The organism is Micromonospora sp. MH99, assembly GCF_021442385.1.
Taxonomy (GTDB): domain Bacteria; phylum Actinomycetota; class Actinomycetes; order Mycobacteriales; family Micromonosporaceae; genus Micromonospora.
The window spans coordinates 16,056-29,857 of record NZ_MUZA01000062.1 but is presented as its reverse complement, the minus strand read 5'-3'; the positions used below and the strand labels follow the sequence as shown (position 1 = coordinate 29,857).

13 protein-coding genes are annotated in these 13,802 nt (G+C 73.2%); 7 read left to right on the top strand and 6 right to left on the bottom strand.

Annotated features, from left to right (window positions below):
• Positions 1-657, bottom strand: a 657-nt coding sequence (locus tag B0E54_RS25495; protein ID WP_234588606.1) for a B12-binding domain-containing protein, incomplete at its 3' end; no start/stop codon positions are given.
• Entirely contained in the window at positions 654-2,420 is a 1,767-nt protein-coding gene (locus B0E54_RS25490) for a PP2C family protein-serine/threonine phosphatase (RefSeq protein WP_234588603.1), read from the bottom strand. The genes B0E54_RS25490 and B0E54_RS25495, both read right to left, overlap by 4 nt.
• A gap of 279 nt (positions 2,421-2,699) precedes the next feature.
• Here B0E54_RS25490 and B0E54_RS25485 point away from each other — a divergent pair, with 279 nt between their 5' ends.
• Both B0E54_RS25485 and B0E54_RS25480 read left to right on the top strand, forming a co-directional pair.
• Complete coding sequence (locus B0E54_RS25485) at positions 2,700-3,026, top strand: STAS domain-containing protein (RefSeq protein ID WP_234588600.1); 327 nt, start codon at positions 2,700-2,702, stop codon at positions 3,024-3,026.
• A gap of 60 nt (positions 3,027-3,086) precedes the next feature.
• Positions 3,087-3,434, top strand: a complete 348-nt coding sequence (locus B0E54_RS25480; RefSeq protein WP_234588598.1) for an STAS domain-containing protein — start codon at positions 3,087-3,089, stop codon at positions 3,432-3,434.
• Between the two features lie 92 nt (positions 3,435-3,526).
• Here the strand turns inward: B0E54_RS25480 and B0E54_RS25475 are convergent, their stop codons facing one another.
• On the bottom strand, positions 3,527-3,841 hold the full coding sequence (locus tag B0E54_RS25475) for a hypothetical protein (RefSeq protein ID WP_234588596.1): 315 nt from the start codon (positions 3,839-3,841) through the stop codon (positions 3,527-3,529).
• A 201-nt stretch (positions 3,842-4,042) separates the two neighbouring features.
• Between B0E54_RS25475 and B0E54_RS25470 the strand changes: the two genes are divergently transcribed.
• Together B0E54_RS25470 and B0E54_RS25465 are read left to right on the top strand one after the other, a co-directional pair.
• A complete protein-coding gene (locus B0E54_RS25470) occupies positions 4,043-5,017 on the top strand; it encodes a DUF2267 domain-containing protein (protein WP_234588595.1) in 975 nt (324 codons plus the stop codon).
• Between the two features lie 132 nt (positions 5,018-5,149).
• Positions 5,150-5,926: a spermidine synthase gene (locus B0E54_RS25465; protein WP_234588594.1), complete on the top strand. Its 777-nt coding sequence runs from the start codon at positions 5,150-5,152 to the stop codon at positions 5,924-5,926.
• A 27-nt stretch (positions 5,927-5,953) separates the two neighbouring features.
• Here B0E54_RS25465 and B0E54_RS25460 read toward each other — a convergent pair whose 3' ends face one another.
• The gene (locus B0E54_RS25460) at positions 5,954-6,832 is read right to left on the bottom strand and encodes an aldo/keto reductase (RefSeq protein WP_234588593.1); all 879 of its coding nucleotides are present in this window, start codon (positions 6,830-6,832) and stop codon (positions 5,954-5,956) included.
• Between the two features lie 86 nt (positions 6,833-6,918).
• On the opposite strand from B0E54_RS25460, the gene B0E54_RS25455 reads away from it, so the two are divergent.
• Both B0E54_RS25455 and B0E54_RS25450 read left to right on the top strand, forming a co-directional pair.
• A complete protein-coding gene (locus B0E54_RS25455) occupies positions 6,919-7,620 on the top strand; it encodes a TetR/AcrR family transcriptional regulator (RefSeq protein WP_234588592.1) in 702 nt (233 codons plus the stop codon).
• An 81-nt stretch (positions 7,621-7,701) separates the two neighbouring features.
• Complete coding sequence (locus tag B0E54_RS25450) at positions 7,702-8,844, top strand: AI-2E family transporter (RefSeq protein WP_234588591.1); 1,143 nt, start codon at positions 7,702-7,704, stop codon at positions 8,842-8,844.
• 24 nt (positions 8,845-8,868) lie between these two features.
• On the opposite strand, the gene B0E54_RS25445 is transcribed toward B0E54_RS25450, so the two are convergent.
• Together B0E54_RS25445 and B0E54_RS25440 are read right to left on the bottom strand one after the other, a co-directional pair.
• The gene (locus tag B0E54_RS25445) at positions 8,869-10,170 is read right to left on the bottom strand and encodes an NAD(P)/FAD-dependent oxidoreductase (RefSeq protein ID WP_234588590.1); all 1,302 of its coding nucleotides are present in this window, start codon (positions 10,168-10,170) and stop codon (positions 8,869-8,871) included.
• A gap of 54 nt (positions 10,171-10,224) precedes the next feature.
• Positions 10,225-12,378 (bottom strand): glycogen debranching N-terminal domain-containing protein, encoded by a 2,154-nt coding sequence (locus B0E54_RS25440; RefSeq protein WP_234588589.1) that lies wholly within the window; start codon positions 12,376-12,378, stop codon positions 10,225-10,227.
• 51 nt (positions 12,379-12,429) lie between these two features.
• Here B0E54_RS25440 and B0E54_RS25435 point away from each other — a divergent pair, with 51 nt between their 5' ends.
• Positions 12,430-13,776, top strand: a complete 1,347-nt coding sequence (locus B0E54_RS25435) for a M20/M25/M40 family metallo-hydrolase (RefSeq protein WP_234588588.1) — start codon at positions 12,430-12,432, stop codon at positions 13,774-13,776.
• Positions 13,777-13,802: the final 26 nt, after the last annotated feature.

Genomic DNA, 13,802 nt, shown 5'->3' with positions numbered 1-13,802 from the left:
CACCCGCCGCAGCGCCCGCTCGTCGGCGATCAACTCGGCCGCCGCCGGCGCGTTCGGCGCCCAAGCCGCGCCGAGCCGGGCCGCCCACCGGCCGTCCGCGCCGAAGCCCCGCCCGCCGACCACGACCGGCACGTCCGAACGCCGGCACGCCTCGATCATCCGGTGGGCGTGCGGCAGCCGCATCGGCAGCGCGCAGGCCAACGCGACCGCCTGCGCGTCATGCCGGTGCAGGTACGACACCAGGTGCGCCGCCGGCACGCTGGCGCCGAGGAAGGTCACCTGCCAGCCGCGCAGCCGCAGCACCTCGGCCACCAACCGGGGCGGCAGCGCGTGCCACTCGCCGTCCATGCAGGCCACCACGATCCGCCCGCCGGTCGGGCGCGGGTTGGCGTGCGTCGCCACCGCGGCCACCACGCGCTCGCTGATGTGGGTCGCCGCGTGCTCCTGGGCCACGCTCCACTCGTTGCGGGCCCACCGCTCACCCACCTCGGCCTGGGCCGGCGCGACCAGGTCGAGCAGCACCCGCTCCGGCGGTACGCCCGCGTCGAGCAGGCCGAGCGCCACGTCGATCGCGGCGTACTCGTCGGCGTCGGCGAGGCAGGCCAGGTAGCCGGGGTAGGCGTCGGTCAGGTCCGTGGTCGTGGCGGGGGCGGTCACGCGGGGCTCTCCCTCTGCTCGTCGGCGCTCGTCGAGGTGGGCACCGCGTGCAGGTGCCGCGCGCCCCGCCCGCCCGGGCTGACCGCCCGCAACGCCAGCACCGCGATGTCGTCGTGGTCGCCGTGCCCCAGCCAGTCACAGGTGACCTGCTCGACGCGTTCGGCCAGGGCCGGCGCCGGCATCCGCTGGCAGCCGGTCAGGGCCGTGACCAACCGCTCGGCGCCGAACAGCTCGTCGCCGCGGCGGCCCCCACGGGCCTCGGTCACACCGTCGCTGTAGAGCAGGCACGTCTCGCCCGGCGCCAACCGCACGGTCACCTCACCGACGCGCGGGTCGGGCACCACGCCGATCAGCATGCCGCGCAGCGGCACCGACTCGACCTCGCCCGAGTTGCGCAGCACCAGCGGCGGCAGGTGCCCGCCTCCGGCCATCGTGAGGGTGACGCCGCCGTCGCGCTGCGGACGGGCCACGCCGAGCACGATGGTGGCGAAGCGGCCCTGGCCGTGCGCCTGGGTCGTCTCCAGCAGCGCGTCGTTGAGCAGTCGCAGCAGGCGCCCCGGGTGTGACTCCACCCGGTGCAGCGCCTGGAGGCACTGGCGGAGCTGGCCGGTGAAGACCGCCGCCTCGACGCCCTTGCCGGAGACGTCGCCGAGGAAGAACACGGAACCGCCGTCGGCGAGCCGGTGTGAGCCGTAGAAGTCGCCACCGATCCGCAGCCCCGCCTGGGCCGGACGGTACGCGGTGCCCCACTGCACACCGGCGGTCTCGACCGGCTCGACCGGCAGCAGGCTGGCCTGCAGGGTGTCGGCGACCTCGGCCTGGTCGCGGTAGAGCAGGGCGGTGGTCAGCGCCGCGCCGGCCCGGGCTGCGAAGGCACGAATCAACCCGACGTCGTCCTCGTCGTACCACCGGCTGGACCGTCGGGCGACCAGCAGCACCCCGACGGGAGCGTCCCGGCCGGGCAGCGGAACGACGCGGGCGACGCTGTCGGCGCCCGTGAGGCCGGGCAGCCAGCCGGCGTCGACAGCCTGCTCCACCAGCCAGTCGAGGGCGTGCGGCTCGACTCCGGTCAGCGCTTCGGCGATCGCGGCCGGCAGGGCGGGGCCGGTCAGCACGCCGCTGTCGACAATCGGCGACTCGTCGTCGGCGCGGGAGGCCCGCCACCACCGGGCTCGCCCCGCACGCGGCGCCAGCACCAGCACGGCCACCTCGGCGAGGGTCGGCACGGCGAGGCGGACGACCGCCGCGGCGGCCCGGTCCGGGTGCAGCGGGTTGCCCAGCTTGTCGCCCACCACGGCCAGGAACGCCGAGCGGGCCCGTTCGGCGAGCAGCGCGTCGGCGCGGCTGACGCTCTCGGTGACGTCCTCCACGTACCAGCAGCAGCGACCGGCGGACAGGGGCACCTGGCGGGCGGTGAGCCGACGACCGTGGTGGGTGAAGCCGCCGGGGCGCCCCTCGCCCAGACCGGCGACGCCGGACGCGGCCAGCGCGACACCGGGGACCACCTCGGGCAGCAACCGCTCGGCCACCGGGCTGACGTGTTCGACGACACCGCCGGCGTCGCAGACCACCAGGCCCTCGCGGAAGTGCTCGACCACCTCGGACCAGTCGGGCGCGGCCCGATCACGGTCGGGGGCCAGCGGCGGCAGCGTGGGAGTCGGCCAGGACGGCGCGTCGGCGGACCACGCCGGGGGCCGTGTGGTGCTCGGCGTGGAGATCCGTCCGTCGCCCGGGTCGGTGTCCCTGACGTCGGAAGCAGTCACCAGCTGAGCCTCACTCCTTGTCGTCCACCCGAACCCGCACCGGAACCGGCGTCTGTGGTCAAATCTCTCCGACCACCCTACGCCGGTCCGCCGCGACCGGCATCCCACGGCAGGTCGCGGGGCCTCGGTCGCGTACCGGGCGGACCCGCCCGACGGTTGTTACGATCCCCTCGCACCGGCTGGAACCGCCGCGTGCGGAAAGGCGTGATCGTGGCATCGGAAGGGCGCGGCCCCGAAGCGACCCAGCTGAGCGTGTCCGTCGATCGATCCGATCCCGACATGCCCCTGATCCGCGTGGGCGGCGAACTGGCGTACCTGACCGTGGCGCCGCTGCGCGCCGAGGTCGACCGGGTCCTCGCCGACGCGCCACGGGCCGTCGTGCTGGATTTCGCCGACCTGCACTTCATGGACAGCAGCGGTCTGGGTGTGATCGTGCACGCGTGGCGGGAGGGCCAGGAGGTCGGCACGACCCTGCGACTGCGGGCGGTCCCCCGCTTTCTGGCGACGATCCTGGACATCACCGGGGTGGCGGCGCTGCTCGACCGGCCGCTGCCGACGACACGTGCGATCGGCCCCGGCTCGCCGCGGTCCGCCGCCAGCGCGTGATCCGGCGGCTCGGCGGCCCCGGGGTTTGCGTTCCGCCGCCCGACTGGGAACGATGGTGGAATGTCCCACCAGCTGTTGACCATCGAGGTGACCCGGCTCGACGTCGGTCACGTCCGGCTGCGGCTGACCGGTGAGCTGGACTACGACACCGCCCCGGAGCTGATCGCCGCCGCGGCGCAGCTGCACGGCGGGCAGCACGTGACGATCGACCTGGCCGGTGTCGGCCTCTGCGACTCGTCGGGCCTCAGCGCCCTGCTGATGGTGCACCGGGGCGCCGGGGCGATCCGGCTGACCGGGGTCAGCGCCCGCCTCCAGCAGCTGCTGGACCGCACCGGGCTCACCGACCTGCTGGCCGTGGAGCACACCGTCGCCGACGACGACGCCACCCACCTGCGCGCCCTGGGCTGACGACCGCACCCACCCACCACCTGGTCGCCACCCCTAACCAAAGGGGGGTGGCCCCCGACCCTGGGACCTGGGGTCGGGGGCCGGAGGAATGTCTAGGGCGCGGTCATCGGCTGGAGCCGGGGGCCGCCGTCGCGCAGTTCGACCGCCGACGGAGGTTCGATGTCGTCGGGTTCCCCCGAGTCGGGCGTCTGGTACAGGTAGCGGACAAACTCCCCACCCGCCTCGTTGTCGTCCGCACCCGGCCACTGGCCGATGCAGTCCATTCCGACCACTTCCCGGCCGGTTCCGTCGGCCTCCTCCAGCAACGCCCACAGGCTCACCGGATAGCACCGGGTGGCGTCGGGCGCGAGTTGCCAGCGGGCGTACCAGCCGGGTCGAGCGGGAACGATCTCGACGATCTGTTTCATGACGACCTTCCTTCCGCGTACCTCGGAAGAACTGCGGTCCTGCCCCGATCCTGCGGGCCGCACGGGTGAGCACCCCTCACCCCGGGCGGATGAAGCCTCATCGACGCTGCGCCCTACCGGGCCGGCGGCGTCCGTTTCGGCTCCCGGGGCGGCGGGAACGCGACGGGCGCAGGATCGATCCCCAGCGGAAGGGGCGTCACCATGCGCAAGCAGATGGAGGGCGACAACCAGCGGCGCCGGGCGCTGGCCCGGCAGGCCCGCGAACAGGGCGGTCAGCCCAGTGAGTTCGGCGCGAGCCTGAGCGCCTCCAAGCAGCTCACCAGCCTGGACCAGGGCAAGCGGGCCGGCCCGCCGCCGGCCGGACGGCACAAGTCGGACACCACGCGCGGTGGACCGGCCCCGCCGTCGAAGGGCACGGCGGACAATCCGCGCCCGCAGCCGCCACCCGGCGGCGCGGCCGGAGTGAACAGTGTCGGCTACCAGGATCTGGTCGACGACGTCCGACGCCGGTCCGGCGTCGACTTCTCGACGGCCAAGGTGGGCGCCGAGGCGACGGTGCTGGTGCTGGCCTTCGCACTGGACGCCGCGGAGCGGCAACGCCTGCTCGCCGCCGTACCGAACTCGCTGCACGACGTCGTGCCCGTCGACGGCATCGAGCGGCACCGCGACCTGCCCGGCTTCCTGGCCGAGGTGGGCCGGATCAGCGGACGTACGCCGGAGCAGGCCCGCTATCAGGTCGAGGCGACGCTCGCCGCGCTCGCCGACCAGGACGGCGACCTGGTCGAGTCCCTGCACGTCCCCGACGGCCTGCGGGAGCTGCTGAACCCGCCGGCGGCCGGCGGCGGCATCGTGGGCGCCTCCACCACCACACCCACGCTGGATGAGGCCCAGCTCCGGGCTGCGCTGGACGACCTGCCGTACTGGGCCGGCGACAGTGGCGGCCTGTATCGCGTGATCGCCCTGCCGCCGGACAACCTGGACCGGGTGCTCGCCCGGCTGGACCGGCTGCGCGAGGAGACCGGGCGCGGCCCGAGCATCGGACGTCCGGGCGGCACGGCCGCCGTGCTGACCGTGCGCACCAACCAGGCCGACGGGGTGACCGCGCTCGACGTGGACCTCGCCCACACGATCGACGACGCCATCGACGAGGTGGGCGCGGGGATGGCCAGCGGCTGACCACCGCCGACGGCGCACGCGGGCCGGCGGACGCGGGTACCTCCCGCGCCGCCGGCCCGTCCGCTGTGGCACGCGCGGTACGCGGCACACCGGCCCGACGGGTCCGCGAGCCGCTCGGTTAGCGTGCCCGTCATGAACCGTGCCGCCGACCGGTTGGAGCTGGTAGCCGATCCGGTCCGCCGAACCGGACGGACGCTGCTCTCCGCCGGCGTCGAGCAGTCGTACGTCGATGTCGAGGATCCCCGGCACCTGCACTTCGAGTACGTCCGGCGGATCGCCTCGGCCGTGGAGCTGGCCGCCCCTGCGGGCGTACCGCTGAGCGTGCTGCACCTCGGCGGCGGCGCGTTGACGCTGCCGCGCTGGTTGGCCGCGACCCGGCCGGGCTCCGCGCAGCGGGTGGTCGAGCGGGACCGGGCGGTGGTCGAGCTGGTCGCCCGGGAGCTGCCGCCGCTGCCGCCCGAGGTGCGGGTGGAGGTCGCCGACGCCCGGGACGCCGTCACCACCACCGCGCCCGGCGCGTACGACCTGGTGATCGCCGACATCTACCGGGCGGCCCGGATGCCCCGCCACGTACGCACCGTGGAGTTCGCGGCCGAGGTGGCCCGTGCCCTGCGCCCGGGCGGGCTGTACCTGGTCAACGTCACGGACCTGCCGCCACTGGTCGGCACCCGGGTGCAGGTGGCGACGCTACGCGCGGTCTTCGGCGACGTCTGCGTGCTCGGGGACCGCCGGATGCTGCGCGGCCGGCGCTACGGCAACCTGGTGCTCGCCGCGACGCACCGCCCGGGCGGTCTGCCGGTCGGCCGGCTCGCGGCGGCGGCCCTGCGCGACCCGATCCCCGGCGGGCTGCTGCACGCCGCGGCGCTGGACACGTTCGTCGCCGGCGCCCACCCGTTCACCGACGACTAGGCCGTGCCTTCTTCCCCCGGGGCCCTTTCAGCGGTGGCCATGAGCGGGTGGCGTGGGCTGGCCGAGGACCGCTTGCGACTCGTCGACGAGTCCGGTCAGGCGCGCGACCTCGGTGTCGGTCAATTGTTCGGCAACGTCGGAAGCTGCGATGTTGGACCGCAGGTGGTCGGTACTGCTCGTGCCGGGGATGACGACCATGGAGGGCGAACGGCGCAGCAGCCAGGCCAGTGCGATCTGGGCCGGTGTGGCACCCAGGCGCTCTGCCGGGCCGGTCAGCTCGTGGTGGCCGCTGAGCCGTCCGGCGGCCAGCGGGAAGTAGGGGATGAAGAGGATGCCCTGGGTCTCGCAGTCGGCGAGGACCTGGACGCCGCTGCGGTCAAGCAGGTTGAAGCGGTTCTGCACCGCCGCGATGGGGGTCATCTGCTGGGCGCGGGCCAGCACCTGCGGGGAGGCGCCGGACAGGCCGATGCGGCGGATCAGCCCCTGGTCTCGCAGCTGGACGAGTGCGCCGAGCGACTCCTCCAGGGGTACGTCCTGGTGTGCGCCGGGGGTGTCGCCGACGAGTCGGAGGTAGGTCAGCTCGCTCGCGTCCGTTCCCATGTCGGTAGGGGCTTCGTGAACCTGCCGCCGGATCGTCTCCGGGCGACCGTCGACGACCCAGGACTTGTCCGGGCCGCGCTCTGCGCCGACCTTGTTGCCCACGATCACGCCCTCGGGGATCGGTCCCAGCGCCTGCCCGATCAGCTGGTTCACCGTTCGTGGCCCGTAGGCGTTCGCGGTGTCGAAGAAGGTCACGCCCAGCTCGACAGCCAGGCGCAACACCCGCCGCGCCGCCTCCGGGTCGGCCGGGAATCCCCAGACGTCAGGGCCCGCAAGCTGCATGGCGCCGTATCCCACACGATTCATCGACCTCTCCTGCCGTATCACTGCGACGGTATTTTCCGTAGCGCTGACCGAACCAGTGATACGCCTTATGCCGTAGCATTGCAACCGTGGATGATGCGAAGACCCGCAGTCGCCGGCAGATCCTGGAAGTCGCAGCCGAGCTCTTGGAACAAAAGGGTGCCCAGGCGCTGTCCACCCGCGCCGTCGCAGCGGCGGCAGGCATCCGTGCCGCCTCCCTGTACCAGCTCTTCGGCGACAAGGACGGGCTCCTGTCGTCGCTGGCCATCCACGCCTTCGATCTCTACTTGGCGCAGAAGCACACCTTGTCGTCGAGCGGCAACCCGGTCGACGACATTCGCCGCGGATGGGACATGCATGTCGACTTCGGCCTGAAACACCCCGCCCTCTACCTGCTGATGTACGGCACCGACCGCCCCGGCCGGCGCCCACCTGCCGCGCAGCAGGCTCAAGAACTCCTCATGACGTTCCTCGGCCGCGCCGCCTCCGACGGCCGCCTACGGGTGCCGCCCGTCCTTGCCGCCCACCTCACGCTGGCAGCGGTAACCGGCACCACGCTCTCCCTGATCGGCATCCCCGAGAGCGAACGCGACCCGGAGGTCTCACCGCGCATGCGGGAAGCACTCATCGACACCCTGACCACCGACACGAGCCCCGCCCCGGACTCCACCCTCGCCGCTCGCGCCCTCGCGCTCGATGCCGCCCTCGGCGGGGCGGATCCAACTGACGTTCCGCTCCGCCCCGTCGAGACCGCACTCCTGCAGGACTGGCTCCAGCAACTCGCCCACTAGGACGAGCCGGGCCCCTCGAAGACCATTTGTCAGCCACGGCCCAGGACGAGCCCGCGCGTCCGCATTGCCGGGTTTCCGAGGGTGCGCGCGGGGAAGGCCCGCCGGGTGAGCAACGCCGACGATCGGACCACCGCCCGCCGGGCCCTGGTCGTGATCGGCCTGGTGCTGGCGACCGCGCTCGCCCTGGCCTTCGTGTACGCGACCCGCCGGGTGCTGGTCTGGGCGGTGGTGGCCGCCTTCTTCGCAGTCGCGCTCAAACCGGCTGTGGACTGGCTGCAACGTCGCTTCGTGCGGCGGCGGGCGGTGGCCACGCTGCTCGTCTTCCTCGCCGCGTTCGTCGTGCTGGCGGTCCTCGCCACGGTCATCCTGGTGCCGCTGCTGGACGAGCTGGGCCGGTTCGCCGATCGGGGGCCCGAGCTGCTGCGCGACGCGCGCGCCGGCCGCGGCCCGGTGGGCCAGCTCCTGGAACGCACCGGGGCACGCCGCTACGTCAGCGAGCACTCCGACCAGCTGCGCGACGCCGGCAGCCGGCTGCGTCAACCCGCCGTCGGCGTGCTGCGCGGTGTCCTGGAGACCGTCGCGGGGCTGGTCACGGTCGTCGTGCTGGCGTACCTCATGGTGTTGGAGTCGCCGCGGATCACCGGCAGCCTCCTCGCGGCGGCCGGGGACGGTGCGGGCGAGCGGCTGCGCCGGGTCGGCCGGGAGGTGTCGCGCACGGTCAACGGCTACCTCACCGGCAACCTGCTGATCAGCGTGATCTGCGGGGTGTTGACGTTTCTGGTGCTGGCCCTGACCGGGGTGCCGTTCGCGGGCGTGATCGCGCTGCTGGTGGCGGTGGCCGACCTGATACCGCTGGTGGGGGCGACGATCGGCGCGGTGCTCGCCGCCGGCGCCGGGTTCCTGCACTCCCCCACCGCCGGAATCATCGTGCTCGTCTTCTTCGTCGTGTACCAGCAGGTGGAGAACCATCTGCTCCAGCCGCTCATCCTGTCCCGCGCGGTCCGGCTCAACCCGCTGACCGTGCTGCTGAGCGTGCTGCTCGCGGCGGAGCTGGCCGGGCTGCTCGGCGCGCTGCTGGCCATCCCCGCCGCCGGCATCGTGCAGATCCTGCTGCGCGAGTACGGGCCGCGACGACTGAACCCACCCCCACCGGCGGACCCCGAGCCGCCGCCGCCGGCTGTGCCACCGCGCGGACCGGCCGGTCCCGCCACCTCGCGGGGCTGACCGGCCGGAATCGACGCGTTGCGCTCAGCGGCCGTGCATTGCGACCTCCGGCGACGTGCTCTCCAGCGGGACCGCGTTCGCCGGGACCAGCCCCAGCTGCACGGCCGAGCGGGTCAGCGCGGCGTCGAGCACCCAGTCGGCCCCCACGCGGGTGCGGTTGCCCGGCATCGCCATCAGGTGGTACGCCCGGGTGACGGCCTTGGCCGGCAGCCCGGCCAGGTTGACGTGCAACGGGTTGGCGGCGGCGTCCTTGCCGCCCAGGTCGACGACCCAACCCAGATCGTGGTGCTTGTACGGCTTGCGCTGCCCGAAGCCGTACGACGCGGCGATGTTGTGCGCCACACGCTTGCCCTGCCGCTGCGCGTGCTGTGCCGTCATGCCGCAGATCTGCCCCGGGTTGACCAGGTCGGGCACTGCGGCGGCGTCGCCGCAGGCGAAGACCTCCGGGTAGCCGGGGACGTTGAGGAACTCGTCGGTGACCAGCCGGCCCCGCTCGGTGCGCAGACCCAGCTCGTTGACGAACGGGTCCGGCCGCACCCCCACGCACCACACCAGCGTGCAGGTCGGCACGTACTCGCCGTCGGTGAGCTTGACCCCGTCGCAGGTCGCCTCGGCCACCGAGGTGCCCATCCGCACGTCCACCCCGCGCCGGTTGAGCACCTTGTGCGAGGTCTCGGACATCCGCTTGTCCAACTCGGGCAGCACCCGGGGGGCGACGTCCAGCAGCATCCAGCGGGGCCGGACGGTCAGCCGGGGCCGCTGCGCGTGCAGCGCGTCGGTGAACAGCTGCCCGTGCGCGGCGACCTCGGTGCCGGTGTAGCCCGCCCCGACGACCACGAACGTGGAGCGGGCCTGCTGCTCCGCCGGGTCCTCGGCCTGCTCGGCCAGCTCGACCTGGCGGACGATGTGGTCGTGCAGGTAGACGGCCTCGGGCAGACCGCGGAAGCCGTGCGCGTACTCGGTGACACCCGGGATGGGCAGCAGCTTGTTGACGCTGCCCACGGCGAGCACCAGCCGGTCGTACGCCAGGCGGTTCTTCTCCCCCTCGGGCTGCGTGAAGCCGACCCAGCGGTTCTGCAGGTCGACGTGGTCCGCCTCGCCGATCACCACCCGGACGCCCTTGAGGGTGCCGGTCAACGGCACCGCGATGCGCGAGGGCTCGACCACGCCTGCCGCCACCTCGGGCAGCAGCGGCAGGTACAGGAAGTAGTCCGTGGAGTTCAGCACCACGATCTCGGCCCGGTCCCGAGCGATCCGGCTCAACGTCTTCGCCGCGTGGTAACCGGCGAACCCGGCCCCCACGATCACCACACGAGGTTTCGTCATTGCGGGCCGTTTCCCGCCGCAGCCCAGGACAAACGTCGAAGCGCCGGCACGCGCTCAACGCGCGTCGAGCCGGACGTGACCGCTGGCGCCGACCGCCTCCACGGCCCACTCCTGACCGAAGGCGCGCACCCGGTCGGCCGAGATCCGGCCGAACTCGGGCGGGATGTCCGGGTCGAGCATGAGCCGGCCCTCGACCGGGTTGAGGCCCAGCACCGCGCGGACCAGGGCCAGCGGCGTGCCGGCCGCCCACGCCTGCGGGCTGCACGCGGTCGGATACGGGACGGCGAACAGCAGCCGTTGCCTGTCGTACCCACTGAGTGCCTCGGGCAGCCGGTGGCCGAACTGCTCGGCCGCGTCGATCATCGCCAGGCTGATCCGGTTGGCCTCCGCCCGGTAGCCGTAGCGGACCAGGCCGAGCACGATCAGCGAGTTGTCGTGCGGCCAGACCGTGCCCAGGTGATAGCCGAGGGGGCGGTAGAGACGTTCCTCGCGGGACAGCGTCCGGATGCCCCAGCCGGAGAACATGTCCGGCGACATGAGCTGGCGCACCACCGCGTCGGCCCGCGCCGGCGGCACGATCCCGCTCCACAGCAGGTGACCCATGCTGGACGTCTTGGAGTCGACAGCATTCTTGTCGCCGTCGAGGGCCACCGCGTAGTAGCCACCCCGCTCGTCGATCCAGAAGTCCCTGTTGAACCGCTCGAACAGGGTGCCGGCCTCGTCGCGCAGCCGCGCCGCCAGGGTGGGGTTGCCCAGTGGGCCGTCGAACAGCTCGGCCAGCCGCACCTTCGCGTCGTAGGTGTAGCCCTGCACGTCGGCGGTCGCCAGCGGCAGCACCGGGATGCGCCCGTCGGCGAAGCAGACACCGTCCGGCGAGTCCCGCCAGCACTGGTTGCCCAGCCCTTCCGGGGAGCGGGTCGCGTACTCCACGAAGCCGTCGCCGTCGCGATCGCCGTACTCGTCGATCCACCGCAGCGCGGCCAGCGCGTTGTCGTGCAGGTGCCGGACGGTCTCGTCGTCACCGGTCCACCGCCAGTACTCCGACAGCAGGATCAGCCAGAGCTGGGTGGCGTCGGCGGTGCCGTAGTAGGGCCCGAACGGCTTCCGACCGGTACGGGTCAGTTCGCCGCTGCGGACCTCGTGCAGGATCTTGCCGGGTTCCTCGTCGGTGAAGTCGTCACAGGCCTCGCCCTGCAGTCGGGCGAGCGCGAGCAGCGCCCCCTTGGCGAGTTCCGGCCCGGCCACCAGCGTCTGGTACGCGGTGATCAGCGTGTCCCGGCCGAAGACGGTGAGGAACCAGGGCAGTCCCGCGCCGGGCAGCATGATCCGCTGACCCTTGACCTCCAGGTCGAGCCGCAACGCGGCCAGGTCGTCGCGCGACTGGCGGACGGCGCGTTCCAGCGCCTGGTTGTCGCTGCGCAGCACCGCCCGGTCGTCGGTCCACCGGCGCAGCGGGTCGTCGGCCCGACCGTGGATGACGTCGGCGATGTCGCCCCGCACCGGTTCGACGACGCCCAGGCCCGGCGGCAGCGGCACGTGCAGGTCCAGCTGCCGGCCCTCGCGCGGAAGCAGCCACAGGTCCCAGACCAGGTCGTCACCGTCGATCCGGTCCGCCGCCGTCGCGCACCGCACCCGGGTCTCGGCGGCGAAGTCGCCGTTGCGGTAGGAGAAGCACAGCTCGGAGCCGTCGGCGGCATGGTCGCGGACGATCTGCGCGGAGCGGTCCCGGACCACCGACTTGACCTCGAACAGGTCGGCGAAGTCCACGCCGACGGCGAGGCGCAGCTCCACCCGGACCGGCTCCGGCTGGAACGACACCAGTTCCAGTCGCTCGTGGAAGCCGTCGCCGACGTAGCGCAACCGCCGGATGGCGAGACTGTTCGGCGGCAGCCCGGGCAACTCCGGGTTGGTGAGCACGTACTGCGCGGAATAGTGCTCGAGCGTTTCGGACCGCAACACCAGCAGCTCACCGCCGTTGACGGTGAGCGTCCAGCCGCTGATCAGGCGGGTGTCCAGGTGCACGAGCCCGCCGATGCTGCCCGGCGGCACGTCGCCGCGCGCGTCGGAGTACAGGAACGTGGGGCCGCTGAGCACGGCGAGCGACTCGGGGCCCAGCTCGGGCGGCATCGTCCGCTGGTCGCCGCTCACCCCCGTCACCGGAGCCATGCCCACTGTCGGATCGGCCGGGGTCGCGCGCACGACAGCCATGACACCACCGTAGGAACGACGGCCACTGCGGCGACCGCCGCCACCGTCGCGGTGCCCTCCCTGGCCGCACCCGCCGCCGCCGACGCCGCACCCGCCGGCCCCGGGCGCCCGATCCGGGCGCAGCACCCCGAGCGCGAGCTGCGCGAACTGCTGCGCCAGATCGACCCCCGCCGGATCGAGGCCATCGTGCGCAGGCTGGCCGCCTTCGGCACCCGACACACCCTCTCCAGCCAGGACGACCCCGAGCGGGGCATCGGCGCCGCCCGGGACTGGATCCACGCCCGCCTCCAGGAGTACGCGGCCACCTCCGGCGGCCGGATGACAGTCGAACTCCAGTCGTACGTGCAGCAGCCCGCCTCGCGAATCCCCACCGCCACCCGGATCACCAACGTGGTGGCCACCCTGCGCGGTACGACCTCGCCGAACCGCACCTACGTCGTGACGGGCCACTACGACTCCCGGGTCACCGACGTCATGGACGCCGTCAGCGACGCGCCCGGCGCCGACGACGACGCCTCGGGAGTGGCAGTGGTGCTGGAGCTGGCCCGGCTGATGGCCACCCGGCCCACCGCCGCCACTGTCGTGTTCGCCGCGGTCGCCGCCGAGGAGCAGGGCCTGTACGGCTCGGCGTACCTGGCCGCGCAGCTCAAGGCGGCCGGCGCGGACGTGCAGGGCATGTTCAGCGACGACATCGTGGGCAGCAGCACCGCCGACGACGGCACCCGCGACCCGTACGCGGTGCGGCTGTTCGCCGAGGGGGTGCCGACCGCCGAGACACCCGCGGAGGCGACGACCCGCCAGTCCGTCGGCGGCGAGAACGACTCACCGTCGCGGCAGCTCGCCCGGTTCGTCCGGGACGTGGCGGACAACGACGCGACAGGCATGCGGGTGCGGGTGATCTACCGGCGGGACCGCTACCTGCGCGGCAGCGACCACATCTCGTTCCTGCGCGAGGGCTGGCCGGCGGCCCGGTTCACCGAGCCGAACGAGGACTTCGCCCACCAGCACCAGGACGTCCGCGTGCAGGACGGAAAGCAGTTCGGTGACCTGCCGGAGTTCTGCGACTTCGGGTACATGGCCCGGGTGGCGAGGGTCAACGGCGCGGCGCTGTGGTCGCTGGCCCAGGCGCCCGGCACGCCCAAGGGCGCCATCATCGTGACCACCGACCTGACCAACAACACGACCCTGCGCTGGCAGCGCGGCGACGAGCCGGACCTGGCCGGCTACGAGGTGGTGTGGCGCGAGACCACGGCCGCCGAGTGGCAGCGGGTGATTCCCGTCGGCGACGTCACCGAGGTCAGCATCGACCTGTCCAAGGACAACGTCTTCTTCGGCATCCGCGCGGTCAACCGATCCGGCCTCCGCAGCCCGGTGGCCTTCCCCCGCCCCGGCAGCTGACCGCCCACTCCCGCCCTGCCCTGTTG